The organism is Corallococcus silvisoli, assembly GCF_009909145.1.
Taxonomy (GTDB): domain Bacteria; phylum Myxococcota; class Myxococcia; order Myxococcales; family Myxococcaceae; genus Corallococcus; species Corallococcus silvisoli.
Genome location: NZ_JAAAPJ010000005.1, coordinates 552,104 through 575,798, shown reverse-complemented (window position 1 = coordinate 575,798; position 23,695 = coordinate 552,104). Strand labels below are relative to the sequence as shown.

Here is a 23,695-nt window from a genome sequence, read left to right as displayed (position 1 = left end):
TCAGTGGGCCGCCTGCGCGCGCGTGCGCAAGAAGGACTCCAGGGCCTCCGGAGTCTGGAGCACCTGGGCGCGCTCCTCGTCCGTCAGCGTGGCTCCCACGCGGTCCACCAGCCGTGCGCCCAGCCGGCGCCGCACGTCCGGCGCCAGGCCCGGGGCGCGCGCGAGGAAGGCCAGCACCAGCTCCACGTCCTCCGCGCCCAGGGGCCGCTGCGCGGCGGTGGCCGTCATGGCCTGGGCCGCGGCTTCGGACGCGGCGGGACGCGTGTACTTGTCCAGGTCGATGGCCTCCTCGCGCACCAGCACGGTGCCCGCGAGCAGGTCTCCCAACCGGCGGTGCCTTGCGTCCAGCAGCATGGTGATGCAGCCGGTCGCGTAGAGCACCGGCAGGAAGTCCACTGCACGGCAGAGGTTGCGCACGGCGCTTTCGAGGAAGCCCACGGGCGAGCCATCCTCCCGCACCACGCGGATCCTCAGCGCGCGTTTGCCCGGTGTCTGTCCATGGAAGAAGACCTCCGCCAGCGTCCAGTACAGCCATTGCGTGGCGAAGAGCCCCACCGCGAACAGCGTCTGCGTGAGCCCCGACAGGGACTGGAACGCGCCCAGCACGTCGGACACCAGCAGCGTGATGACGAAGTAGAGCGCCACCCAGAAAAAGAACAGCAGGCTTGCGTCCACCAGCCACGCGAGACAGCGGTAGCCGATACCGGCCACGGGCAGGGAGAGAGCCACCCGCTCGGGCGTGGCGACGTCGACATGGGGTGCGGGGGCAGAGGGAGTCATGCGCGTGGGACGCACAGCATACGCCCTTGGCGTCCAGGACGCGCCATCCGCATGCATCCCCTCCGCATGAAGGCGGCGGGGCGAAACAGCACGCGAAACATTGAAATGTGGACGCCGGACGCGTGTCCCACGGCCGACAGCGATCACGACCTGACGGACGAGGCCCTGGATTTCGATGCGATTCGTGCGCAATTGACAGTCCGGGCAGGGTCGGTTCGCAAGAGACTTGGGATGGTGTTAGGGTCTCGGTTGGCTGGAATTGCCTGAAACGTAAAAGGAGGAACGGCCAGGACGGGCCAGTTCGGCAGTCGCAAGCGCAGTCCGCGGGGCAGCACTGACAAGAACCCTGGATGGAGTTGAAGCGCGGTTCTCGCACGCTCAGCACTGGCGGAAGTTCCGCCGCGGTTCCACCGACTCCAGGGCAGGTTGCAGTCGACAGGTAGCATTGAAAGCAATTCGCCACGACGGCTGGGGGGCCATCGCATGGCAGCGAATCAATCCGCAGTTCGTATTTCGATTCTCGAAGGACCGTGGGCGGCCTGGCAGGGCCTCTCGGACGGGCTTCGGGGTGAGGGTCATTCCACTTCGGTGACGCGCGACGTGCGCGGCTTCCTGGATGGGCTTGGAACGGATCCGCCGCAGGTGGCGATTCTGGACGTGGAGAGCGATGGCGAAGCCGCCATTGGCTGCTCCGTGACGGAAGGGCTCAACCTGCTGCGCGAGGCCCGCAAGCGCCGGCTGGAGGTCCGCATGCTGCTCTTGTCCGCGGTGAGCACGCCGGAGGTCATCTCCCAGTGCTTCGACGAGGGCGCCTCGGGCTACCTCTTCCGCGCGGGGCTGGGCGTGAACGCCGTGTCTTCCGCGGTCCAGTCGCTGGTTCGGGGCGAACGCCTCTTCCCGGTGCAGCTGCTCCGCAATGACTTCGAGCATCCGCCGGTGACGTCACCCACGGCGAGCGTGCTGCTGCTGCTCACGCAGCGGGAGCGCGAGGTGCTGGCGTACGTGGCGGGAGGCGCGGACAACCTGAAGATCGCCGCGCACCTGCAGATCGCCGAGCGCACCGTGAAGTCCCACGTCACTCAGCTCTACCGCAAGCTGGGCGCGGAGAACCGCACCCAGCTCGCGCTGCGCGCCTGCCACCTGGGCGTCAGGCCTCCGCCGGACCTCTAGGCGGGGACGGCCCACCCTCCCCGGTGAAACGGGGAGGGCACGGCGAAGGGCGGCGCGGCCTTCAGTTCTTGTTGCGGGCCGCGTCCTCTTCCATCTTCTTGCGGAGGCTCAGGGGGCGCATGTCCGTCCAGACCTCCTTGATGTACTCCAGGCACTCGGCCTTGAGGCCCTGCTTGCCGGCGTCCTTCCAGCCGAGCGCGTTCTCGCGGTCCGCGGGCCAGATGGAGTACTGCTCTTCGTGGTTCACGACGACCTTGTAGATGGTCGTGTCTTCGCGCTCGTCGCTCATGGGCTGGCTCCTGGAAAGCTGGGGACTCCCTTTCGTCGCACACCCAGGGAAAAGCGGTCAAGGTAGGCGAACGCGGTCTTCACCGGTCCTGCCCACGAGGGCGGATCCGCGCCTGCCCGCCCGGCGGGGTTCCACCCGGAATCCGTGGTCGTGACAGGCAGGGGGGCGGCACGGATACTCCGCCCCATGCGCATCGTGAAGAACGCCGTCGCGGGCCTCGTGCTCCTCGTGGGGGGCGGCTGGGCCTCGCTCGCCCTGGCCCTGACAGGGGCGGGCCCGGAGGGACCGCACGTGGGGCGGGCCCTGCTGGCCGGGCTGCTCCTGGGCGCGGCGGTGGCCGCGTGGCGGTGGCGCTCGCGGCGCTGGGGCGTGGCGGTGGCGCTGCTGGGGTGTCTGATGGTCTACGGCTGGGTGCGCACCGTGCGGCCCTCCAACACGCGGGACTGGGCGCCGGACCTGGCGCGGGCGCCGTGGGCGGAGGTGGCTGGCTCCCAGGTGACGATCCACGACGTGCGCGACTTCCGCTACCGCAGCACCACGGACTGGGATGCCGCCTGGTACACGGCCACCTACGACACGGAGGCGCTCACGGAGGCGTCCTTCATCGTGGAGCCGTTCTCCGGCTTCTACGGCGCGGCGCACACCATGGTGAGCTTCGGCTTCCAGGACGGCCGCCGCGTGGTGTTCTCCGTGGAGGTCCGGCGCGAGAAGGGGGAGACGTTCTCCGCGGTGGGGGGGCTGTTCCGCCGCTTCGAGCTGGCGTACGTCGTGGGAGACGAGCGGGACCTGGTGCAGCTGCGGTCCAACTTCCGACACGACACCGTGTATGTGTATCCCGTGAAGGCATCCAGGGAACGCATCGCCGCGTTCTTCATGGACATGGTGCAGCGGATGAACGGACTGCACGCGGCACCGGAGTTCTACGACACGCTCACCAGCAACTGCACCACCAACCTGGTGCGCCACTTCGAGAAGGTGGCCACGCGGAACGTGCCGTACGACCATCGTACGTTGATGCCCGCGTTCTCGGATGAGCTCGCCTACTCGCTGGGCATCATCGACACGGACGCGCCGCTGTCGCAGGTCCGCGGCCGCTATGAAATCAACGCGCGCGCCCTGGCCGCGCAGGGGCGGGATGACTTCTCCGAGCGCATCCGCGCGCCCGCGACGACCGCCACCGCGCCCGCGCCGTGATGTCTGGCTTCAAGTCCCCGTGGCGGCCTGGGGCGTGGCCGGCGCCGTGGCGACCTGAAGGTGGCGGACGTAGTGCTCCTGGAGCGCGGTGAAGTAGCCGCGCTCCTCCCACAGCTCCTCCAGGAGGCGGTCGGTGAGGGACCGCACCTCCGCGCTCTCGTCCTCTCGGTCGGGCACGCGCGGGGTGGGTTCGGGCTGCATGAAGGCGCGGGTGGCCTCCGCCATCAGCAGCCGGCTGCTCCGGAAGAGGCGGCGCAGGGCCTGGTTGATGGGGCGCGCATCCATCCGCGCGCAGGCGGCGACGATGGCGGCCTGCACCGTCCGGGGGCCGTCCCCCTGGAGGGACGCGGCGTCCAGGTCGCCGCGCTCCAGCGCGTGGTGCAGCAGGTAGCCGTGGTGCAGGCACGTGGACGTCAGGTCCACGCAGTCCTTCACCCAGAGCACGATGAAGACCTTGCGGAACACCTTGCGCACCGGGAAGAGGGCCACGGCCTTCAGGTAGGACACGAGTCGCCCCCCCAGGTCGCGCGCCTCGTACGAGCCGGCCAGCAACTGCACGGCCTTGTCGGGGGCCTTGAGGCCCCGCTCCTTCAGCTGGTCGCGCACGGACTGCTCGCGCACCTGGCGCAGGGCGTAGTCGTCCAGGAAGGGCACGGGGATGAGCGGGGTGAGCCCGGCCGCCACGGCGTGGAAGGCCACGCGGGCGAGCGAGGGCGGCACGGCGTTCGGTGGGCGGGAGGTGGAATCGGCCATGGCGTGTTTCATAACCGCTTCCGCGCCGGCCGCCTTCCGCAGGTAGACTGATGGACGGATTCTGGCCGTGGGAGTGTCGTGAACTCCGCCGAAGCACGCGGCGGATGGGTGAGGTGCCTGGGAATGAAGGTGAAGCAAGAACTGCCCGTCGTGCCGTTCGCGTCGGAGAAGGCGTGGGAGAAGTGGCTGGCAGCGCACCACGCCGACTCGCCGGGCGTGTGGATGAAGCTCGCGAAGGGGGAGTCCGGCATCGCGTCCGTGACCTATCCCCAGGCGCTGGACGTGGCGCTCTGCTACGGGTGGATTGACGGCCAGAAGGGCGCGTTCGACGCCGAGTACTGGCTGCAGCGCTTCACGCCCCGGGGGCCCCGCAGCAAGTGGTCGAAGATCAACGTCGGCAAGGTGGAGGCCCTGGTGGCGGCGGGGCGGATGAAGGCCGCGGGCCTGCGCGAGGTGGAGGCGGCCCGGGCGGATGGTCGCTGGGAGGCGGCCTACTCGGGGGCGAAGACCATCCAGGTTCCGGAGGACCTGCTGCGCGCGCTGGAGGCGAACCCGCAGGCGAAGGCGTTCTTCGCGACGCTCAAGAGCGCCAACCGCTACGCCATCCTCTACCAGCTCCATGATGCGAAGAAGCCGGAGACGCGCACGCGCCGGCTGGAGAAGTTCGTCGCCATGCTGGAGGCCGGGGAGACGCTCCACGGCTGAGCCGGGCGGCGGGCTACTTCGGCTCGCCCATGACCTCCATCGTGTGCTTGAGCCGCTCCAGGCCCAGGCGCACCAGGGCGCCGCGCAGGTCGGGCTGGGCCAGGAACACCTTCTTGAACACGTCGCGCTCCAGCTTGAGCAGCGTGCACGGGGTCACCGCGCGCACGGTGGCGGTGGCCAGCCGGCTGCGAAGCAGGGAGATCTCCCCGAACAGGGCGCCTTCCTCCAGCGGGGGGTAGGGCGATTGGCGGCCATCGCCGTGCGTGTGGAACACCTCGCACTGGCCGCGGAGCAGGACGTAGAGCGCGTCGCCCGGCTGGCCCCGGGTGAGCAGCGTCTCGCCCGCGGGGACGGTGCAGGGGACGAAGGCGCCCCCCAGGTCGTGCTGCACGTCCGGAGGCAGCGCGGCGATGAGCGGGTTGCTGCGCAGCGCGTCCGCCAGCAGCCGCTCCCGGGCGGCGACCTGCATCTGGTCGCCCTTCACGCCGTAGTCGCGGCCCAGCTCCCGGACCCCCGCCAGGGTCAGCTCCAGCAGCACCACGTCCTCCACCGTCACCACGGTGGCGGTGCGCTTCGTGCCGGTGAGCAGCGCCAGCTCTCCGAAGAACTCGCCGGCCCCCAGGCGGCCAACCTCCGTGTTCGCGCCAGGGGCGCCGCCGTGGAGCACCGCGACGCGGCCCTCCAGCACGACGAACATCGAGTGGCCCGGGTCGCCCTCCCGCACCACCACCTGCCCCGCGGACAAGTAGCGGGTGCAGACCGGAGGCGGTGCCGGGGGCGTCTCCGCGTCCACCTGGGATGCCTCCGCCGCCGTGGACGGTGCCGCGGACGCCTGCCCGGCGCCGGTGGCCGGGGCGGACGGGTGTGCGGACAGCAGGGCCTGCAGGCGCGCGAACAGGGACATGGTGCCCGAATGCTAGCGGGGCGCCGGGGTGGAAACTGTGAAGCGCTTCACAGTGGGCAGGGGGCCGGGTTGAAAGACAGCCGGGTGCGCGCAATCCCTGTCAAGGCCGGCTGAGCAGGGATTGCGGGTGTTTGTGTTTCAGGGGGGGCCGCACCCCCGGGAGGTCCTTCGGGACCACGGGGATGGCGCGGGCGCTTCGGGGCGCTCTACAGTCCCGGATTCATGGGAGACACGCTGGACGTCGTCGTGGACCTGGGAGACGTGGCGGAGACCGCCGCGGACGCCGTGCTGCTGAAGTACGCGCAGGGCTTCCATGGGGCGGACGGGGCGGTGGCGCGCCGGCTGGAGTCGGCGGGCATCGCCGCGGAGTCCCTCTCCCTCCTTCCCGGGGACCACCGCTTCGTCGAGACGCGCGGCGGCCTGGGGGCTCCGGTGGTGCTCTTCCTGGGCACGGTGCGCCTGCGGCAGTTCGGCTACCATGAGATCCGCCAGTTCGCGGTCCGCGCGCTCCAGCTGCTGGAGCCCCGGCACTCCGTGCGGCACCTCGCGTGCACCGTGCACGGCCCCAACTACGGGCTCGACGAGGACGAGGCCGTGCTGGCCCTGGTGGGCGGCTTCGTGGACGCGTTCCAGCGCGGCAGCGGTCCTCGCGACCTGGAGCGCATCACGGTCGTGGAGTTGAACCCCAAGCGGATGGAGCGCCTGCGCCACGCCATCGCGCTGGGCCTGGGGGCCACCGCGGGCGTGGAGCCGCTCCCGGGCATCACGGGCTTCCGCGTCCGGCGGACGTCCCGCTTCGTCCAGGCGCCGCCGATGGCCAGCGCCGGCGCGAACTCGAATGAGAAGCCGCATGCCTTCGTGGCCATGCCTTTCGCGCCGGAGCTGGAGGACACGTACCACTACGGCATCCTGGGCCCCGTGAAGGCCGCGGGCCTGCTGTGCGAGCGCGTGGATCAGGCCACCTTCGACGGCCCCATCATCCAGCGCATCCGCGACCGCATCGACACCGCGAAGGTCGTCATCGCGGACCTGTCGCTGGCGAACCCCAATGTGTACCTGGAGGTGGGCTATGCCTGGGGACGCGGGAAGCCCACCCTGATGCTCGTGCGAGACGTGCGCGAGCTGCGCTTCGATGTTTCCAGCTACCGGTGTCTGGTCTACCGCAGCATCCGGCACCTGGAGGAGGTGCTGTCCGAGGAGCTGAAGCGCATCCTCTGAGCCGTGTCTCACCAACCTCGCGCGGCGACCTCCCACGTCGCCAGGCTCGCATCGCCGCGAATGACATGCAGCCGCGAGTGCAGGGGGACCGAAACACAGACATGGTTGGGCACCACGCGCACGCGCTCGCCGATGCGGGGGCGCCATGTCGTGGCGGACACGTCCAGCAGCCCGTGCTCCTCCGACAGGCTCTTCACCACGACCTCCGGCCGGTCGAGCAGGACGCCATAGCCCGGCGCCAGGCCTTCCTCCTTCGCGAGCGCCTTGGCCCCCGCGTCGATGACCACCTGCCCGGGCACGGCGGTGCTCACCACGGTGGCCAGGACCGAGTATGCCCACTCCGTCCCATCACAAGCGCCAATGACGGCGCTGTTGCGGTCGTTGAAGACGTTGAGGCCGGGGCGGATCTCCGTCAGCCCCCGCACGGTATGGGATTGCCAGAGGGTGGGGGTGGAGCCGCCGCTCACCACCTCGGGCGGGAGGCCCGCGCCGCGCAGGGCTTCCACGAACGCTGTCAGCGCTTCGGACTGGGCGTGCATCGCGGCGTCCAGCTCCGCCTGGGGGACGCGGATGTGGCCCGCGTAGAACGTCACGCCACGAAACGTCACGCCGGACATGGAGGCCGCCATGCGCGCCAGGGCCACGGCCTCGTCGGGGGTCCGCAGGCCGACCCGGCGCATGCCCAGGTCCAGCTCCACGAGGACGCCCACGGTGCGCCCCGCGTCCGTGGCCGCGCGCGCCAGCCCCTCCAGCGCCTCGCGCGAGTCGAGCGCCACGGTGAGCCGCACGCGCGCGGGCAGGGCCAGGAGCCGTGCGAGGCGGCGCGCGCCCACCGGCGGATACGCGAGCAGCACGTCATCACAGACGGAGGCCATCACCTCCGCCTCCAGCACGGTGGCCACCGTGACGCCCGAGGCCCCCGCCGCGACCTGGAGCGCGCAGAGCTCCGCCGTCTTGTGGGTCTTGGTGTGGGGCCGCCAGCGCAGGCCATGCTCGCGGGAGTAGTCCGCGACGCGCTGGAGGTTCCGCTCCACGCGGTCCAGGTCCACGAGGGCGGCGGGCGTATCGAGGGCATCCAGGGCGGGGACGGACATGCGGCGCATGCTGGCACCCGTTGCGTCACCCCGTCACAGGAATCCCCCGCCAGTGTGGCGAACGACGCCGGTCAGCCTCCGTGACCGTCGGGGGCTCAAGCCCGTCGCGGACCCTCCGTGCGCCGAGACCGCTTCCCGGTCACTGGACTTGCGACGCCGCTGGCTCGAAGCCAATCGTGGGCCGCTGCCACTTCCAGCCGCCGGACTTCAGGGCCTCCATCGCCTGAGCATCCAGCACGCGCAGCGCCGCGAGCACGTCCGTGGGCGGGCGGGGGGCTCCCGGGGCGCTCTCCACCTCGAAGCGCGCCGGGATGCCCGCCGCGTCCCGGCCGCCCATCACGACGCGGACGCGGCAGTTCTGCGGCGACAGCTCCGTCTCCCCGGACCACGACACGTCCTGGACGAACAGGTCCACCGTGCCGGCCGCCTTCTGTCCGCGCAGCCGCGTCACCACCGCGTCCAGCGAGCCCTTCGCGCGCTCGTTGCGCTTGCGGCCCAGGCGGGTGAGCGTCCACCAGGCCAGGCCTCCGGCGACCACGGGCGAGAGGATGAAGTAGGGGATGAGGGGGCTCATGGGGCGCCAGGGTGCCACGAAACGCGGGAGAAGAAACGCCCGTCTCCAGCGCCCAGGGGCCGGAGACGGGCGGGGGGAGGCGGGCTACTGCGGCGCGGGGGCGGCGACCTTCTTCGTCGCGTTGGGCTTGTACGTCATGCCCAGCTCGTTGAAGACGAAGGAGTAGACGTCCACCTCCTCCTCGATGCGCGCGGACAGCGGCGTGCCCATGCCGTGCCCCGTCTCCGCGTTGGCGCGCAGCAGGATGGGCTTCGGGGACGCCGTCGCCGCCTGCATCCGGGCCACCATCTTGCGCGAGTGGAAGGGATCCACGCGCGGGTCGTTCGCCCCGGACGTGAAGAGCACCGACGGGTACTTCGTCCCGTCCTTCACGTGGTGCACCGGCGAATAGCCATACAGCGCCTTGAACTGCGCCGGGTCCTTCACCGAGCCGTACTCGGTGACGTTGAACTGGCCGTTGGGCGTCAGCTCCGTGCGCAGCATGTCGTAGATGCCCACGCGCGCCACCACGGCGCCGTACTGCTCCGGGTGCTGCGTCACGGCCGCGCCCATCAGCAGGCCGCCGTTGCTGCCGCCCTGGATGACCAGCTTCTTCGGCTGCGTGTACTTCTGGTCCGTCAGCAGCTTCGCGCACGCGTAGAAGTCGTCGAACACGTTCTGCTTGTTCGTCAGCGAACCTCCCTGGTGCCAGGCCTCACCGAACTCCGAGCCGCCGCGCAGGTTCGCCACCGCGAACACGCCGCCCTGCTCCAGCCACATGCCCGCGAGCGCGTTGTAGCCCGGCGTGACGGCGAGGTTGAAGCCGCCGTAGCCCGTCAGCCACGCCGGGTTGTTGCCGTTCAGCTTCGTGCCCTTCTTCTTCAGGATGGAGAGCGGCACCTTCGTGCCGTCCTTCGACGTGGCCTCCGTGCGCACCACCTCCACGTCGCTCATGTCGATGGGCGACGTGCGCGCCAGCGCCGTCTTCGCCACCTTGCCGTCCTTCGCCGTGTAGCGGAACCACGCGGTCGGCTGGGTGAAGCTGCCATTGACGAACAGCAGGTCGTCCGCGCCCTGTCGCACCGCGCCGCCCACCGAGGACACCGGCAGCGTCGGCACCAGCCCCTGCGCCTTGCCCGTCAGGTCCACGATGCGCAGCTGGGAAGGACCGCCCAGCTGCTCCACCAGGTAGACGCGGCTCTGCGTGGGCAGGATGGACTGCACCGTCGCCTCGCTCTCCGGCACCAGCACCGTCGCCTTGTCCAGCGTCGGCGTGGCCAGGGGCAGGCGCAGCACCTTGCCGCGCGGCGCGTCCTTGCGGCTGAGCAGGTACGCCGCGCCGTCACCGCCGAAGCGCGCCGACACCACCTTGTCGGTGAACTTCGCCACCTGCGCCCACGTGCCCGTGGGGCCGTGCAGGTAGAGCTCGAACTCGCCGCCGTCCCCGTTGGCGACGCGCGCGAAGGTGTACTGGCCGTCGTCGCTCGACTCCAGGTTGGTCATCGCGATGCGCGGGAAGTCCTTGCCCAGCTCGTACGTGTCCTTCTCCGTGGGCGTGCCCAGCGCGTGGAAGTACACCTGCTGGTACACCTCGCGGTCGACGGGGGGGCGCTCCTCGCCGCGCGGATAGCGCGTGTAGAAGAAGCCCGTGCCCTGCGCGTTCCACGCGAGGCTGCCGCCCGCCGTGCCGCCGTTGACGCGCGGCACCAGCTCGTTGGGCAGCGCCTTCGCCGTGGCCACGTCATACACGGACACGTCGCCGCTCTCCGTGCCGCCCTTCGACATCGACACCGCGACCTTCTTGCCGTCGTGCGACAGCTGGAACCAGTCGATGGTCGTCTTGCCGGACGCATCCACCTGCGTGGGGTCCACCAGCACGCGCTCCTTCGACAGGTCGTCCACCTGGCCCACGGCGACCAGCGTCGGCTGCTGCTTGGGCGGCTGGAACTTCAGCGCCAGCAGCGTGCCGCCCTGCTCATCCAGGCCGCCGTACGCGGCGGACTTCCACGACAGCAGCTCGGTGATGCGCTGGCGCAGCGGCTCGCGGCCGGGGAGCTTGTCCAGCGTCGCGCGGGTGTAGGCGTTCTGCGTGTCGGTCCACTGCCGCACCTTGGGGTCGGTGGCGGACTCCATCCACTGGTAGGGGTCCGTCACGGCGGTGCCGTGGTAGGTGTTCTCCACGGGCTGCTTCTCCGCGGCGGCGGGCTTCGCGGGCGCCTTGCCCGCGGCCGTGGACACCAGGGGCAACAGCAGCACGGCGGTGGTGACGGCGGTTCTGAGCTTCATGGTTCACCTCGCATGCGGGTGGGCCCTGGCTGACGGTCAGCGCAGGGGCAGCTCCACCAGGGCGGTGGAGAAGGTGTCGAAGGTCTCGTTGGCGGAGGGCTTCGTGCCCTCGTCCATGTTGCCCAGCATCAGGGCGAAGACGACGCGCGGGTGCTCCGGGTCCTGGGGCCGCTCGGCCACGCCCACGAAGCACTTCTGGCCGGTGAGCGTCCCCGTCTTCGCGCGGATGCGGCCCGCGGTGGACCGCGTGGTGGGCCGGCCCGCCAGGGTCCCGTCCACGCCCAGCAGCGGCAGGCTGTCCACCAGCGCCGCGCCGTAGGGCTCCTGGAGGCTCGTGAAGATGACCCGCGCCATGCCCTGGGGCGTGGCCAGGTTGTAGCGGGACAGGCCGCTGCCATCCACCGGGCGCAGGTCCTTGGCCGGCACGCCCCGGCGCAGTAGCTCCGCGCCCAGGGCGGTGCGGAGCGCGGCGTAGCCTTCCTGTCCCGTGCGCTCGCGCGCGAAGCGCATGCCCAGCCGCTCCGCGTACAGGTTGAGGCTCTCCTTGTTCGTCACGCGCACCAGCTCCGACAGGGGCGGGCTGGTCAGCTCCACCAGCGGCATGGGGATGGGGGGCATGGGCGCGGTGGGGGCCTCCAGCGAGAGGGGCAGCCGCGTCACCCCGCGCCGGGCCAGCGCGTCATCCACGCACGCCGCGAAGAGCTCCTGGGGCGCGTCCACGGACAGCTTCACGGCGGCGGCCTGGGGGCAGGGGCCTCCCGTGGGCGAGCGCCACGTGCAGCGCACCCCGCCGCCGCCGCGCACGCAGGCCAGGTTCGCGCGCTCCGCGTTGACGTCCACGCGCACCACGGCGGCCAGGGGGGCGAAGGTGGGGGTCCACTCGAGGGAGGGCGCGGCGTCGCACGTGGCGCCGGGGGCGCGCCTCAGCGCCAGGTCCACCACGTTCTCGCGGAAGACGAAGGGCGTGGGCGCCGCGCTGTAGGCATACGCCGCGTCGTCCCAGGCCCAGCCGGGGCCCATCCCGCCCTCCACCCCGTCGGTGCCGGCGATGCGCACGCTGCCTCGCCACTGGTGGATGCCTCGCGCCTGGAACGCCTCCGCGATGCGGTCGCAGGCCAGCGCCGTCTCCGGGAAGCGCCACGAGCCCAGGGACGGGTCGCCGGAGGCCTGCGCCACCACGTCGCCCAGGAACAGGCCCCCGGTCTGCGAGCCCTCCAGGAACACGGGCGTCACGAAGCGGAAGTCCGCCCCCAGCGCGGACAGCGCGGCGGACGTGGACACCACCTTCATCGTGGACGCGGGCAACAGCCGCACGTTCTGCCGGTGGGTGAAGAGCGGCTCGCCGGTCCTCGCGTCCACCACGGCCACGCCCGCGAGCGCGCCGTCCGCCTCCAGGGTCTCCAGCAGCGCCTTCGCCACGCCGGGCAGGGTGTCGCCCCGGGCGCCTTCCGGCGCGGCGGGCGCGTGGGCACAGGCGGTCAACAGCACGGAGACGCTGGCGGACAGGAGAGCGCGGCGCATGGCGGCGGCCACCGTATGTCGCGTGCTGGGGAGTGTCATGGTTTCCCGCCAGCGGGGAGGGCGCGAGCGTGCGCGGGGAGACGGCCCGGCCGGGGACCAGGCGGTTGGACGCGCGCGGAACGGCCTTGTGCCCCGTCTATTCCCGGCGCTTCGCGTCCAGCCACACCGAGTGCCTTGACGCGACGGCACAGGCCCCCCATCCTGCCGCGCCCCATGCCTGTCCTACGTGGTGCCGTGACCTTTTCGCGCTTCCGGACCGAGCCGGCCAAGGATGCGCCGTCCGACGTGAAGCGCTGGTTGACCAAGGGGCTCAAGTCCCATGCGTTCGAGCCCATCGACCGCCGCTCCGAGGAGGAGCGCGCCGCCGGTTTCGTGGAGCTGGAGAACCCGGAGGCCTCCGAGTTCTCCACCACCCACCTCTTCTACGGCGAGTACGCCCTGTTCGCCTTCCGCATCGACACGCTCAAGGTGCCCGCGTCGCTGATGAAGTCGGAGCTGGACAAGTGGTCCGCCGCGTTCGCCAACGAGAACGGCCGCCCGCCCGCCCGCGCGGAGAAGAACAAGCAGCGCGCGGAGCTCAAGCAGCTGCTTCGCCAGCGCGCGGTGCCCCGCACCAGCGTGCTGGACGTGACGTGGAACCTGAAGACGCAGCAGGTGCAGATCTGGGCCGCGTCGCGCAAGACGGTGGATGAGATCGCCGTCGCGCTGGAGGGCGCCCTGGCGGTGAAGGTGATTGGCATCACGCCCGCGTCCATGGCGCAGCGCGCGGGCATCGACGAGAAGGCCCTGGGCCCCACCGCGGAGCTCATTGGCCTGGACCTGCCGGCGACGGCTTCGGTGGAGGGCAGCCATGGCGAGGCGTGAGCAGGCGAGGGAAGAGGCGGCGTTCGCCCGGGGCGACGTGGGCGTGGATGGCGTCGCCACCGAGGAGGAGAAGGACGCGGCCGAGGTCGAGAAGGGCCAGGCGCGCGAACAGCTGCTGCGCGGCCGGGCCTACCTGGGCCGCGAGTTCCTGACGTGGCTGCTGTGGCGTTCGGAGTCGGGCGACCCCATCTCCGAGTTCGACGGCTCGGGCGTCACCGTGCTCTACCTGGGCCGCGTGGTGCTGCGCGGCGTGGCGGGGGATGTCACGGAGATGAGCGCGAAGGGCACGCTGGCGCCGTACTCGGAGCAGGTGCGGCACTCGCTGGACCGGGGCCTGCTCGTGTCCCAGGCCCGGCTGCGGCTGTCGCACGGCGAGCGCGAATACGAGCTCACCCTGGATGCCGAGTTCCTGGACATCCGCGCCGCCAAGCTGCCCGCGCTCATGACCGAGGAGGAGGATGATCAGCTCTCCGAACGTCTGGAGCTGACCGAGCAGCTCTCCGCCCTGGTGGATACGCTGGTGCAGGACTTCCTGACCGTGCGCGCGGGCCGCGCCTGGAGCAAGCAGGTGGTGCCCGCGATGAAGGAATGGATGAAGGGCGAGGAGAAGGGCAGCGACCTGCTCTCCAAGGCCGCCCGCGCCCGGGGCCGCGACGCCCGCACCGCCCGGGGCTAGCGACCGGAACCTCCGGTGTGTGGCGCGCGCTGTCGCCGCGCCAGTCTGGACCGCCTCCCGTTCCGGAATGGAGCGGGGGGCAGCTCCAAGCCGGTGCGCGACCGCGCGGTTCCGGGGCAGGCAGGGGCGGCATGGGGCTCGCAGTGGCTCGAGGGCGAACCCCTCACCGCGAGCAGGTGTCCCGTGCCGTCCGCCCAGCCCACCACCGAAGCCATCCAGCGCATCTCCCTGAAGAATCGCGAGTACGCCTACATCGAGGACGCCAACCGCGGCGTGGTGTTGATGGAGGTGGGGCCTCGGGTGCTGACCCTGGAGGCGCACCTGACGCTCGTCGCGAAGGAGCGGATGGTGGAGGTGGGCGCCGGCAGCTGGTGCGTCGTGCGCAACCCCGTGGTCCGCGTGGAGGGCCAGGTGGCGCTGGATGACTTCGGTCAGGCCCGCGTGGCGGTGGGGGACCGCGAGGTCCGCGTGGGTCCCAAGGTGTTTCCGCTCTACCCCGGCGAGGAGCTGGAGGGGGACATCGTCCCGGAGTACGTGCTGGGCGTCTCCGAAGCGCTGCGGCTGCGCGCGCTCACCGCCTTCAGGGATGCCACCGCTCCGGACGCGCCCCGCCACCGCGAGGCCGGCGACGAGTGGCTGGTCCGCGGTCCCGGCCGCTACGTGCCCGCGGAGAGCGTCACCGTCGTGTCGCTGGAGAAGGCCCGCGTCCTCAAGGAGACCGAGTACTGCGTCGTCCTCAACCCCGTGGACCGCGCCACCGGCCGCGTCCAGGAGGGCCGCCGCAAGGTCGTCTCCGGCCCGGACGTCTTCTTCCTGGAGCCCGGCGAGGCGCTGGAGGGGGACGTGCGCCGCAAGCACGTCCTGTCGGAGCTGCAGGGGCTGAAGCTCCAGGCGCTGGATGACCTCTCCGAAGAGGAGGGCGGCGAGCCTCGCGCGCGAAAGGCCGGTGACACGTGGATCGTCCGGGGCCCGCGCACCTACGTGCCCAGCGAGAAGGTGCTCATCCACCGTGAGATCTCCGCGCTGTCGCTGGGCCAGGGTGAAGGTCTCTATGTGCGCGACCTGCGCTCCGGAAAGGTGACGCTGGTCCAGGGGCCCTGCCAGTTCATGCCGGAGGCGCATCAGGAGCTGCATGAGAAGCGCCTGTCCCCGGAGGCGGAGGGCCTGCTGGGGCTCACGCCGCCGCCTGCCTCGGAGACGAAGGACGCCCGCGCACCGCGCCCCACCACGGCGGGGGAGAAGGGGGACCGCACGCGCGCCATCGTGTTGCGCATCGAGGACAACACCGCGGTCCTGATCAACGACTTCGAGTCCAACCACGCGCGGGTGGAGTTCGGTCCCGCCAAGGTGATGCTGCGCCCGTACGAAGACGTCACCGTGCTGGACCTGTCCGGCGGCACGCCCAAGCGCCCGCGACAGCTCAAGGTGCTGATGCTGCGGCTGGGGCCGGACTTCGCCACGGACCTGTTCGAGGTCGCCACGCGCGACCACGCCCGGCTGCGCATCAAGCTCTCCTACAAGTGGCAGTTCGACGTGCAGGGCGATCCGGAGAAGGACAAGGCCATCTTCCGGGTGAACGACTTCATCGGATACGTGTGTGAGAACCTGGCGTCGCGCATCCGTCAGGTGGCGGCGGAGAACGAGTTCGAGACGTTCCACAAGAACGCCAGCGTCCTCATCCGCCGCGCCATCTTCGGCATGGACGACGCGGGCCGCGCGCGCAAGGACCGGCTCTTCTCCGAGAACCAGCTGCGCATCATCGACATCGACATCAAGGACATCGCCCCCGTCGACGAGAAGACGGCCCTGAAGCTGCGCGAGGCCATCGACACCAACATCCAGATCCAACTGGACGCGTCGCGCCAGGAGGCCCAGGCCGCCGCCGAGCTCAAGCGCATCCGCAGCGAGGAGGAGAAGCAGCTCGCGGACATCGCCAGCCACCGCAAGGCGGAGGCGGAACGCCAGTCCCTCATCGAGCTGCAGAACCGCAACCACCAACTGGAGACGCTCAGCCGCGCCAAGGTGGAGGCGGAGGCCCAGCTGGAGCGCGCCCGCGTGGAGAGCGAGGAGGCCCTGGCCCGCGCGGAGTCCGACGCCCGCGCCTCGCGCATCCGCTCCGAGGCGGAGCTGGAGCGCGAACGGCTGACGACCCAGGTGACCCTGGAGCGCCAGCAGCGCCTCAATGACCTGGAGGTGGAGCGCCAGTCCCGCATGTCGGAGGTGGAGGCCACCCAGTTCCGCCAACGCGTGGAGTCGCTGGGGGGAGGGGAGAACTTCGTGAAGGCCGTGGCCGCGCAGGCCCAGGCCGCCGTCGTCGGGGGCCTGGACAAGGTCGTGTTCCTCCCCAGCGGCTCCAACCTCAACCTCTTCGACGCCATGCAGGGACTGCTGGGCCCTGGAGGCGCACCCCGTGTGTCGTCCCACATCGTCTCCCCTCCGCCCGGGGACACTTCCGCATGAAGTCGGTGGAACGATATTGAAAATGATAATCGTTATCGAATAAGGATCGTCACCTTCGAAGACAGCGGTACTCCGCATCGAAAGGTCACGACGATGAGCTTCCCTGGAAGGGTGGTCCGGAAGAGCAGTGCCCGGTGGTTCGGCACGGGGGCCCTGGCGGCCCTCGCGCTGGCGGCGCTGGCAGCGGGTTGCAGCGGCGACGAGTGCGTGGACGCGTTTGATTGCCGCGACAAGGGCAGCGCCCCGGCGGGCAAGGCCTATGTCTGCAACGCCGACAACAAGTGCGAGCTGCGCACGCTGACCGTCGAGCCCGAGGCGGATGCGGGTACGGACGCGGGCACGGGTACGGACGCGGGCACGGATGCCGGCGCGGACGCGGGCACGGATGCCGGCACCGGCACGGACGCGGGCACGGATGCCGGCACGGACGCAGGGACGGAGACCGACGCGGGGACACCGGACGGCGGCGCGCAGCTCTGCCGCAACACGGTGGAGTGCAAGGAGCAGAGCATCGACCAGCTGACCCTCAAGTCCGTGGTGTCGACCGGCCTCGTGACGGAGGAGGGCACCACGGCGGGCCAGTTCCTCACGTACCTGGATGGCCGCGCAGGTGGCTCGAACCCGGCGCAGTCGTACACCTACGCGCGCTTCACCGCGACGGGGCTGGTGAAGGTGGACATCGACGATCTGGCCGCGCTCGATTCGACGGCGTGGGACATCGCGGTGCGCCGCTTCGTGATCCGCGTGAACAGCGGCGTGTCGGGCCCGTCCTGCGTCGGAGTCGCGCAGACGGCCGCGGGCACGACGTTCGACGCGGTGACGTCCGTGGACCCGGGTGCGACCTTCGCCTCCGAGTCGTACTTCACCGCCAACACGTGCCAGTACGTGCCGGATGACTCGGGCATCAACGGGCCCGACACCGGCCTGGCCACGTACTGGACCTATGCGAGCTGCCTCAAGATGACGGACAAGGTCTTCCTCCTTCAGCTGGCGGACGGCCGTCACGTGAAGCTACAGGTCGTGTCGTACTACGACCCCGCGGCGCAGACGCAGTGCAACACCTCGGGCACGCTGCCCGGGACGTCAGGCGCGGCCCAGTTCCGCATCAAGTGGGCCTTCCTGCCGTGATGACCGCCGGGGTTCCCACGCTGCTCCTGCTGCTGGCCGGCGCGGGAACCCCGCACCGCCTCCCCCATGAGGTGGAGGCGGTGAAGGGGCTGGCCGCCGAGTCCGGGCGGCCCACCTCGCCCACCGCGCCCGAGCCGCGCTACCTGCCCACGGACACGGTGGAGTCCATCGTCTCTCCGGGCGAGCGCTTCCGCATCCACTTCACCCGCCAGGGCCCCAACGCGGTGCCGCTGACGGACGCGGACGGCAACGGCGTGCCCGACTTCGTGGAGCTCGTCGGCCGCACGTATGAGCGCGTGGCGACGTTCTACGCGGGCCTGGGCTTCCGCCTGCCGCCCGACGACGCGAACACCTCCCAGGACGACGGCGGCGACGGCCGCTTCGACGTGTACCTGGTGGACTTCGCGCTGCGCGGCGATGGCGCCTTCCGGCAGGAGGTCTGTCTGGAGGGCACCACGCATTGCACCGGCTACATGCTCCAGGAGAACGACTTCACCGGCTACGGCTACCCCTCCGACGCCGAGGCCGTGGAGACGCTGGCCAGCCACGAGTTCTTCCATGCGGTCCAGGCCGCCTACCGGCCGGACCTGGGAGGGATTGCATCGGAGGGAACGGCGGTCTGGGCCACGGAGCGCTTCGAGCCCGCGCTCGACGACCTGGAGGGCTTCACCCGCTATTACATGTCCAGCCCGGACCGCAGCCTGCTGACGGATCCCACGGGGCCCGGGGTGAGCTTCAACTATGGCGCGGGCCTGTTCTTCCAGTTCCTCGGCGAGCGCTTCGGCGACGGCGTCCTCGTGGCGCTGCTGGAGGAGTCCGTGCGGCAGCCGGAGGCGCGCTGGCCGCTCCTCTTGGACACCTGCCTGCGCCGCGACTTCGCGTCCACGTTCGATGCGGCCTTCGCCCAGTTCGCCACCTGGAACCTGGGCACCGGGCCACGCGCCACGCCTGGGGGCGGCTATGCGCGAGGCGAGGGGTACGCGCCCGTGCTGACGGCCGAGGCCGCGCTCCCCACCTCGATGGCTTCCGTGCGCGTCGCCGCCGCCGCGTCGAGGCTCTTCGAGGTGCCGGGCGGCGCCCCCTTCGTCGCCGCCACGTTCGAGCCGGATCCGGGCACCGACCCCGCCGCGCTGCACCTGCTCGTGGCCGCCGTCACCGACGACGCCGTGCTGCGCGTCACCCGGGTGGATGGGCCGGAGTCCCTGCGCGCCCAGGTGGCCGCGCAGGACGCGACGCGGGTGGTGGTCGCGGTCGTGGATGGGCGGTCGGAGGGGCTGGGGCGCTACGGGCGGCTGTGCATCGCGGCCACCGGACAGAATGCGTCGTGCGCGCCCCTCCAGGTACCGGATGCGGGCACGCCCGACGCAGGCAGCCCGGATGGGGGCTCGCCGGATGGGGGCTCGCCGGATGGGGGCTCGCCGGATGCGGGGGGCGCCGATGCTGGCTCGCCCGTGGAGCCCGGCGAGGATCCTCGGACCCCCACGTCCAGCGGTGGCTGCCAGACGGCGGGGGGCCCCCTGTCCGGTGCGCTGGTGGCGCTGCTGCTCGGCAGGAGGCTGGGCCGCCGTCGCCGCTCGCCGGCGCGTTAGTGCTCGTACTCCTCGCACCCGGTCTCCTGCTTCATCGGGAACTCGGACCGCTTCTCCTGGCGCACGTAGTCGTGGCTCTTCGAGAAGAGGTCCGGGCTCGTGACGGACACGGTGCCCTTCGCGGCGTCGACCGTCTTCCACTGGAGGGCCTCTGGTTTGCCTTCCGGTGACGTGAGCCCCAGCGCCCAGGCCCCGGCGCCCTTGCCGGGCGCCACGGACGTCACCTTCAGCGTCGTCGCCTCCTGGCCCAGCTGCACCTCCAGCTCTCCCGTCGCGGGCTTGACGGTGAAGCTTCGCGTCATCGCCGAGCAGGGCTTGAAGATGACGAAGCCCTTGCCCTGCTTCGTCAGCGCCACCCACGTCCCCGCGAAGGGCTGGAGCTTGTCCGCGGCCACCGGGGGCGGCGTGGAGGTGGCCTTGGACGCCGTGTCCGCCGGGCACTCCAGGTCCTCGCGCTTGAGCAGCCCCACCGTGGCCTGGCGCGGCCCCTGGAACCGCGCGGCGAGGTAGTCCGGCTCGACGGGGTCGACGTAGGCCTGCACCGCGTCACCGGACACCACGAACGTCTTGCGCGGTGTATTGGCGGCATCCGACGCGAAGAAGCCCGCCTTCGGCACCTTCACCTTGCACGTGCTCAGCGGCCTGACGGGAGCGCGGGCGAACGAGTCCTTTCCCGGATAGCCGGCGCCGCAACACGTGGGGGCCCCGGTGGTCAGGACCAACTGCTTGGGATTGATGCTCAGCGTCCAGGCGTCGTCCTCCCCGCCCTGGTGCAGCGTCCAGCTCGACGCGCCCTTCTTCTGGACCACCAACGCGCAATCACACGTCCCCGTGCTGTTGCCCTGTGGAAACCCCGTAGCGTAGTGGACCAGCGTCTCGTTGGTGCCCTCGACAATCGCCAGCGTCCCGGCCTGATTGGAATAGACCCCGGAGAGTCCCGCCGCCCCCTGAGCGGTGGCGTCTGGGGTTGCCCCCGTGACGCAAAAGGCAAATAACAATGCTGCAAATTTTGAATCTGGTTTGAGCGTGGACATCTGGCTGGACCTCCTGGGCATGTCCTTTGATGACGTCGTATTGATCCGTGGAAACTGAAGTAGCCGGAATCACATGCTTTACGTGATTGTGACTGTCAATGCGAAACCGCGCGCATTGCCTTTCGATAATCGTGGAAATCCAATCGCGTCCGCGATGTGTCTGTTCGCGGTCGGACATGAGAGGGCTTTCCATGACCGTCTCCAGCATCCGCGTGCGTTCCGGTGACACCCTTTCCGAGATCGCCAGGCGCTACAACACGTCGGTGGACGCGCTGGCCAAGGCGAACAACATCAAGGATCCGAACAGGATCCTCGCGGGGCAGACGCTCCAGCTGAAGGACGGCTTCGACACGAAGGGCCCGCGCGGTTCGAACGCGGGGGGCAAGGCGCAGGGCGACAGCTTCGCGCAGTCCACCGGGGGCACGAAGGCGCCGGCCACCTCCACGGCGACGCCCTCCACCCGTACGGCGGATGGGGAGCTGGGCGGGCTGAGCCGCAAGTACGAGGCGCGCGGTCCCGGCACCGTCTCCACGGGCAAGGGGGACCGGGGCGGCGTGTCCTACGGCTCCTACCAGTTCGCCTCGGCGAACGGCTCGGCGCAGTCGTTCGTGAACTCGCTGAAGAAGTCGAACCCGGACTTCTACAAGGCGCTGTCAGGCAGCAAGCCGGGCACGCCGGCGTTCTCCACGGCGTGGAAGCAGCTGGCGGCGAAGGACCCGAAGGGCTTCGACAAGGCCCAGCACGACTACATCAAGGCCACGCACTACGACGTGGGCGCCGCGAACATCAAGAAGGCGACAGGCATCGACCTGGACAAGCGGTCCGCGGCGCTGCGCGACGTGGCCTGGTCCACGTCGGTGCAGCACGGCCCGGGCGCGGCGGATGACATCTTCAAGAAGGCGCTGGCCGGGCGCGACCCCGCCAAGGTGAGCGACGAGCAGCTCATCAAGGACATCTACGCCGAGCGCGGCCGCACGAACGCCAGCGGCACCCTGGTGCACTTCTCCGGCAACTCCCGGGACGTGCAGAAGGGCGTGGCCAACCGCTTCAAGTCAGAGGCCAAGGACGCGCTCGCGATGCTCAAGAAGGAGAAGGCGGGCGCCACCGCGACGCCGGGCAACACGGGCATCGTCCCTCCGAACAAGACGGGCGGCGCGGCGACGCCGGGCAACACGGGCATCGTCCCTCCGAACAAGACGGGCGGCACCATGACCTCGCGGCCCACCACGGAGGCGGACCGCACGGACACGCAGCAGGTGGCCCCGTCGAAGTCCGGCCCCTCGGTCCACGTGAAGGTGCCGTACTACAGCCAGTTCGAGAACGGCCACGGCTACACCGCGAGCGACACGGCGTGCTTCAAGGCCGCGACGGCGATGGCGGGCGCGTCGGGCGCGAAGGTGACGGGACCGGAGAACCGCATCCAGGTGGGCAAGAGCGAGAACAGCACCGGCCAGCTCACGGTGGACTCGAAGAAGGCCAAGGAGGGCCGCGACTACATCGACCGGCAGCTGGACGCGGGCAAGCCGGTGGTGGTGGGGGTCAGCCACAAGGACGCGAACTACAACGCGGATGGCCTCACGGACCACTTCGTGACCATCACGGGCCGTGGCGTCGACGACAAGGGCCGCACCTACTACACGTTCCACGACCCGGGCACGTCCAACGCCAGCAAGGGCAAGGACACCAATCCCAACAACCGCTTCTACGTGGATGACCAGAGCGGGAAGATGTACCGCCCCGGCCAGGCCGCGAACGGCTACGTGACGGACCGCCGCTACGAGGTCGCGATGGTGCGTCGCAACGCGTAGTCCGCGCGTCGCGCGCCCACCCGGAAGTCAGTCGAGGGTGCGGCGCGCCCGTGGCTATGCGTGCGCCGCGTCCCGCCGCGCGGGCACCTCGCCGCGCAGCTCCGCGACCTCCGCGCGCAGGAGCCAGTCCGACGGGAAGTCCGTGGACGCGCGGGCGATCTGCTCCAGCCGCTCGGGGGCGAGCTGCCCCGTCTCGCGGATGCGGCGCACCTCCGTGTAGAGCGCCGCCAGCGACGGGGGCAGGGCCTGGGCCTTGCGCTCGCGGGCCAGCGCCTCGCCGTCTCCCGCGGTGAAGGCGTCCAGCTCCCCGAACCACCGGTCCCAGGTGCCGGGATCCGCCGGGCCGCCCGCCACGGACGGCAGCCGCTCCGTCAGGTACAGCCGCGCCATGGACGGCAGCGTCAGCGGCTGTCCGCCCAGGGTCCCGCTCAGCGCGATGACCTCTCCGCCGCCCACCGCGAACCCCTCCAACACCAGCCCGCTGTCCAGGGTGAGCCGGAAGCTCCCGCGCTCCGGCAGCGTGCCCTGGCCAAATGCCACCAGCGCCGCGCCGCTGAACGGCTTGTCCACGGCCTGACCCTTCACCGACGTGAGGATGGGGCCCTCCAGCCGCGCCAGCGCGGTGGACAGGCCCGGCGCCACTTCCTTCGCGGTGGGCAGCAGCTCCACCACCTTGCCCGTGACCTCCCGGCCGTCCGCGAGCACCAGGTGGTTGACGGTGCGCGCCCGCAGCGCTTCGTTCAGGCCCAGGTCCCCGCCGCGCTTCCACGCGAGCGTCGACTCGAAGTCGGCGAGCACTTCGAAGAGGTGTTCGAAGTCGCGCGCCACGAAGAGCTGCGGCTGCATGCGGGTGATGTCGTAGTCCGTGTCCGCGCACTCCTGGCCCAGGGGCAGCTTGCGCACGGCGGACGTCAGGCAGTGCTTCGCCTCGCCGATGCTGGACAGCAGGCCCGCGCCATAGATGCGCGGGCGCTCCAGGTCGCCGATGAGGCCGTACTCCGCCGTCCACCAGTACAGGCGGCTCGCGCGGGTGCTCTCGCTGATGTAGCGGTGGCTGGCGTTGGCGGCCTCCAGACGGGCCTGGGCGTGGGCGATCTCCTCCTCGCTCGCCGTCGGGTCCTCCTTCACCACGGAGAGGTTGCGGATGGCCTCGAAGACGGCCTGGTCCTCCACGCTGGCGATGGCCTTGAACCCCACCAGCCCCACGGCCTTCAGGTACTGCGCGTAGCGCGCGTTCGCGATGATGGGCGCGTGGCCCGCGCTCTCATGGACGATGTCCGGCGCGGGCGTGTACTGGATGTGCTCGTGGGTGCGGATGTCCGCCGCGATGGCCAGCACGCCCAGCGCCTGCAGCTCCGTGAAGACCGCCGGCGGGATGAAGCCGCGCACCGCCACGCAGGCCCAGCCCAGCTTCGCCAGCTTCGCGTTCATCTCATCCAGGCTGGGGATGGCCTCCGCCCCGATGCCCGTCGCCTCCAGGCCCTCCAGGTAGACGGGGTGCGCCTTGTCGCCCAGGTGCTCCCGCAGCTGCCCCAGGATGTGCCGCCACACCGCCTGATCCCTGGGCGTGTACGCCGCGTAGTCCTGCGCCACGACGTAGCGGCGCAGGTGGGCGGGCAGGCGGGCAATGGTCCGTTCCGTGGGCGTCATCGCGGGCGGCTCCTTCAGG

20 protein-coding genes are annotated in these 23,695 nt (G+C 70.8%); 10 read left to right on the top strand and 10 right to left on the bottom strand.

Annotated elements, in window-relative coordinates; all coding sequences use genetic code 11:
• Complete coding sequence (locus GTY96_RS11365; RefSeq protein ID WP_235685525.1) at positions 1-780, bottom strand: RDD family protein; 780 nt, start codon at positions 778-780, stop codon at positions 1-3.
• A 483-nt stretch (positions 781-1,263) separates the two neighbouring features.
• Between GTY96_RS11365 and fruA the strand changes: the two genes are divergently transcribed.
• A complete protein-coding gene (fruA, locus tag GTY96_RS11360; protein WP_120537371.1) occupies positions 1,264-1,950 on the top strand; it encodes a response regulator transcription factor FruA in 687 nt (228 codons plus the stop codon).
• Positions 1,951-2,011: 61 nt separating this feature from the next.
• Here the strand turns inward: fruA and GTY96_RS11355 are convergent, their stop codons facing one another.
• Positions 2,012-2,239 (bottom strand): MbtH family protein, encoded by a 228-nt coding sequence (locus tag GTY96_RS11355; protein WP_143901243.1) that lies wholly within the window; start codon positions 2,237-2,239, stop codon positions 2,012-2,014.
• A gap of 186 nt (positions 2,240-2,425) precedes the next feature.
• Between GTY96_RS11355 and GTY96_RS11350 the strand changes: the two genes are divergently transcribed.
• The gene (locus GTY96_RS11350) at positions 2,426-3,433 is read left to right on the top strand and encodes an Lnb N-terminal periplasmic domain-containing protein (RefSeq protein WP_143901240.1); all 1,008 of its coding nucleotides are present in this window, start codon (positions 2,426-2,428) and stop codon (positions 3,431-3,433) included.
• Positions 3,434-3,442: 9 nt separating this feature from the next.
• Here GTY96_RS11350 and GTY96_RS11345 read toward each other — a convergent pair whose 3' ends face one another.
• Positions 3,443-4,186: a hypothetical protein gene (locus GTY96_RS11345; RefSeq protein WP_161664695.1), complete on the bottom strand. Its 744-nt coding sequence runs from the start codon at positions 4,184-4,186 to the stop codon at positions 3,443-3,445.
• Between the two features lie 123 nt (positions 4,187-4,309).
• Between GTY96_RS11345 and GTY96_RS11340 the strand changes: the two genes are divergently transcribed.
• Entirely contained in the window at positions 4,310-4,891 is a 582-nt protein-coding gene (locus tag GTY96_RS11340; RefSeq protein ID WP_143901236.1) for a YdeI/OmpD-associated family protein, read from the top strand.
• Positions 4,892-4,904: 13 nt separating this feature from the next.
• On the opposite strand, the gene GTY96_RS11335 is transcribed toward GTY96_RS11340, so the two are convergent.
• Entirely contained in the window at positions 4,905-5,795 is an 891-nt protein-coding gene (locus GTY96_RS11335) for a cyclic nucleotide-binding domain-containing protein (protein ID WP_161664694.1), read from the bottom strand.
• A 222-nt stretch (positions 5,796-6,017) separates the two neighbouring features.
• Here GTY96_RS11335 and GTY96_RS11330 point away from each other — a divergent pair, with 222 nt between their 5' ends.
• A complete protein-coding gene (locus GTY96_RS11330) occupies positions 6,018-7,013 on the top strand; it encodes a TIR domain-containing protein (RefSeq protein ID WP_143901232.1) in 996 nt (331 codons plus the stop codon).
• 8 nt (positions 7,014-7,021) lie between these two features.
• Here GTY96_RS11330 and GTY96_RS11325 read toward each other — a convergent pair whose 3' ends face one another.
• From GTY96_RS11325 to dacB, 4 genes are all read right to left on the bottom strand, one after another.
• Positions 7,022-8,107: an alanine racemase gene (locus tag GTY96_RS11325; protein WP_143901230.1), complete on the bottom strand. Its 1,086-nt coding sequence runs from the start codon at positions 8,105-8,107 to the stop codon at positions 7,022-7,024.
• Between the two features lie 139 nt (positions 8,108-8,246).
• Positions 8,247-8,681 carry a hypothetical protein gene (locus GTY96_RS11320; RefSeq protein ID WP_143901228.1) on the bottom strand — a complete coding sequence of 145 codons (435 nt, stop codon included), beginning with the start codon at positions 8,679-8,681 and terminating at the stop codon, positions 8,247-8,249.
• 84 nt (positions 8,682-8,765) lie between these two features.
• Positions 8,766-10,946, bottom strand: a complete 2,181-nt coding sequence (locus GTY96_RS11315; RefSeq protein ID WP_161664693.1) for a prolyl oligopeptidase family serine peptidase — start codon at positions 10,944-10,946, stop codon at positions 8,766-8,768.
• A gap of 36 nt (positions 10,947-10,982) precedes the next feature.
• Positions 10,983-12,467 carry a D-alanyl-D-alanine carboxypeptidase/D-alanyl-D-alanine endopeptidase gene (dacB, locus tag GTY96_RS11310; RefSeq protein ID WP_161664692.1) on the bottom strand — a complete coding sequence of 495 codons (1,485 nt, stop codon included), beginning with the start codon at positions 12,465-12,467 and terminating at the stop codon, positions 10,983-10,985.
• Positions 12,468-12,680: 213 nt separating this feature from the next.
• Here dacB and rdgC point away from each other — a divergent pair, with 213 nt between their 5' ends.
• The 5 genes from rdgC (at position 12,681) to GTY96_RS11285 (ending at position 19,184) form a co-directional block, all read left to right on the top strand.
• Positions 12,681-13,331, top strand: coding sequence for a recombination-associated protein RdgC (gene rdgC, locus GTY96_RS11305; protein WP_143901222.1), 651 nt, complete (start codon positions 12,681-12,683; stop codon positions 13,329-13,331).
• Entirely contained in the window at positions 13,318-14,007 is a 690-nt protein-coding gene (locus tag GTY96_RS11300) for a hypothetical protein (protein WP_143901220.1), read from the top strand. The genes rdgC and GTY96_RS11300 overlap by 14 nt, the downstream gene beginning before the upstream one ends.
• A gap of 183 nt (positions 14,008-14,190) precedes the next feature.
• On the top strand, positions 14,191-16,467 hold the full coding sequence (locus tag GTY96_RS11295; RefSeq protein ID WP_161664691.1) for a hypothetical protein: 2,277 nt from the start codon (positions 14,191-14,193) through the stop codon (positions 16,465-16,467).
• A gap of 93 nt (positions 16,468-16,560) precedes the next feature.
• Positions 16,561-17,595 carry an HmuY family protein gene (locus GTY96_RS11290; RefSeq protein ID WP_161664690.1) on the top strand — a complete coding sequence of 345 codons (1,035 nt, stop codon included), beginning with the start codon at positions 16,561-16,563 and terminating at the stop codon, positions 17,593-17,595.
• On the top strand, positions 17,595-19,184 hold the full coding sequence (locus tag GTY96_RS11285; RefSeq protein WP_161664689.1) for an MXAN_6640 family putative metalloprotease: 1,590 nt from the start codon (positions 17,595-17,597) through the stop codon (positions 19,182-19,184). The genes GTY96_RS11290 and GTY96_RS11285 overlap by 1 nt, the downstream gene beginning before the upstream one ends.
• On the opposite strand, the gene GTY96_RS11280 is transcribed toward GTY96_RS11285, so the two are convergent.
• Complete coding sequence (locus GTY96_RS11280; RefSeq protein ID WP_235685524.1) at positions 19,181-20,182, bottom strand: hypothetical protein; 1,002 nt, start codon at positions 20,180-20,182, stop codon at positions 19,181-19,183. The genes GTY96_RS11285 and GTY96_RS11280 overlap by 4 nt on opposite strands.
• A 227-nt stretch (positions 20,183-20,409) precedes the next feature.
• Between GTY96_RS11280 and GTY96_RS11275 the strand changes: the two genes are divergently transcribed.
• Positions 20,410-22,026 (top strand): VgrG-related protein, encoded by a 1,617-nt coding sequence (locus tag GTY96_RS11275; RefSeq protein ID WP_161664687.1) that lies wholly within the window; start codon positions 20,410-20,412, stop codon positions 22,024-22,026.
• A gap of 54 nt (positions 22,027-22,080) precedes the next feature.
• On the opposite strand, the gene GTY96_RS11270 is transcribed toward GTY96_RS11275, so the two are convergent.
• Positions 22,081-23,676, bottom strand: coding sequence for an aromatic amino acid hydroxylase (locus GTY96_RS11270; RefSeq protein WP_161664686.1), 1,596 nt, complete (start codon positions 23,674-23,676; stop codon positions 22,081-22,083).
• Between the last annotated feature and the right edge of the window lie 19 nt (positions 23,677-23,695).

What these genes read in the sequence shown, in the direction of transcription:
- GTY96_RS11365 (WP_235685525.1), bottom strand. Translation starts at nt 780, where the DNA reads ATGACTCCCTCTGCCCCCGCACCCCATGTCGACGTCGCCACGCCCGAG.
- fruA (WP_120537371.1), top strand. Translation starts at nt 1,264, where the DNA reads ATGGCAGCGAATCAATCCGCAGTTCGTATTTCGATTCTCGAAGGACCG.
- GTY96_RS11355 (WP_143901243.1), bottom strand. Translation starts at nt 2,239, where the DNA reads ATGAGCGACGAGCGCGAAGACACGACCATCTACAAGGTCGTCGTGAAC.
- GTY96_RS11350 (WP_143901240.1), top strand. Translation starts at nt 2,426, where the DNA reads ATGCGCATCGTGAAGAACGCCGTCGCGGGCCTCGTGCTCCTCGTGGGG.
- GTY96_RS11345 (WP_161664695.1), bottom strand. Translation starts at nt 4,186, where the DNA reads ATGGCCGATTCCACCTCCCGCCCACCGAACGCCGTGCCGCCCTCGCTC.
- GTY96_RS11340 (WP_143901236.1), top strand. Translation starts at nt 4,310, where the DNA reads ATGAAGGTGAAGCAAGAACTGCCCGTCGTGCCGTTCGCGTCGGAGAAG.
- GTY96_RS11335 (WP_161664694.1), bottom strand. Translation starts at nt 5,795, where the DNA reads ATGTCCCTGTTCGCGCGCCTGCAGGCCCTGCTGTCCGCACACCCGTCC.
- GTY96_RS11330 (WP_143901232.1), top strand. Translation starts at nt 6,018, where the DNA reads ATGGGAGACACGCTGGACGTCGTCGTGGACCTGGGAGACGTGGCGGAG.
- GTY96_RS11325 (WP_143901230.1), bottom strand. Translation starts at nt 8,107, where the DNA reads ATGTCCGTCCCCGCCCTGGATGCCCTCGATACGCCCGCCGCCCTCGTG.
- GTY96_RS11320 (WP_143901228.1), bottom strand. Translation starts at nt 8,681, where the DNA reads ATGAGCCCCCTCATCCCCTACTTCATCCTCTCGCCCGTGGTCGCCGGA.
- GTY96_RS11315 (WP_161664693.1), bottom strand. Translation starts at nt 10,946, where the DNA reads ATGAAGCTCAGAACCGCCGTCACCACCGCCGTGCTGCTGTTGCCCCTG.
- dacB (WP_161664692.1), bottom strand. Translation starts at nt 12,467, where the DNA reads ATGCGCCGCGCTCTCCTGTCCGCCAGCGTCTCCGTGCTGTTGACCGCC.
- rdgC (WP_143901222.1), top strand. Translation starts at nt 12,681, where the DNA reads ATGCCTGTCCTACGTGGTGCCGTGACCTTTTCGCGCTTCCGGACCGAG.
- GTY96_RS11300 (WP_143901220.1), top strand. Translation starts at nt 13,318, where the DNA reads ATGGCGAGGCGTGAGCAGGCGAGGGAAGAGGCGGCGTTCGCCCGGGGC.
- GTY96_RS11290 (WP_161664690.1), top strand. Translation starts at nt 16,561, where the DNA reads ATGAGCTTCCCTGGAAGGGTGGTCCGGAAGAGCAGTGCCCGGTGGTTC.
- GTY96_RS11285 (WP_161664689.1), top strand. Translation starts at nt 17,595, where the DNA reads ATGACCGCCGGGGTTCCCACGCTGCTCCTGCTGCTGGCCGGCGCGGGA.
- GTY96_RS11275 (WP_161664687.1), top strand. Translation starts at nt 20,410, where the DNA reads ATGACCGTCTCCAGCATCCGCGTGCGTTCCGGTGACACCCTTTCCGAG.
- GTY96_RS11270 (WP_161664686.1), bottom strand. Translation starts at nt 23,676, where the DNA reads ATGACGCCCACGGAACGGACCATTGCCCGCCTGCCCGCCCACCTGCGC.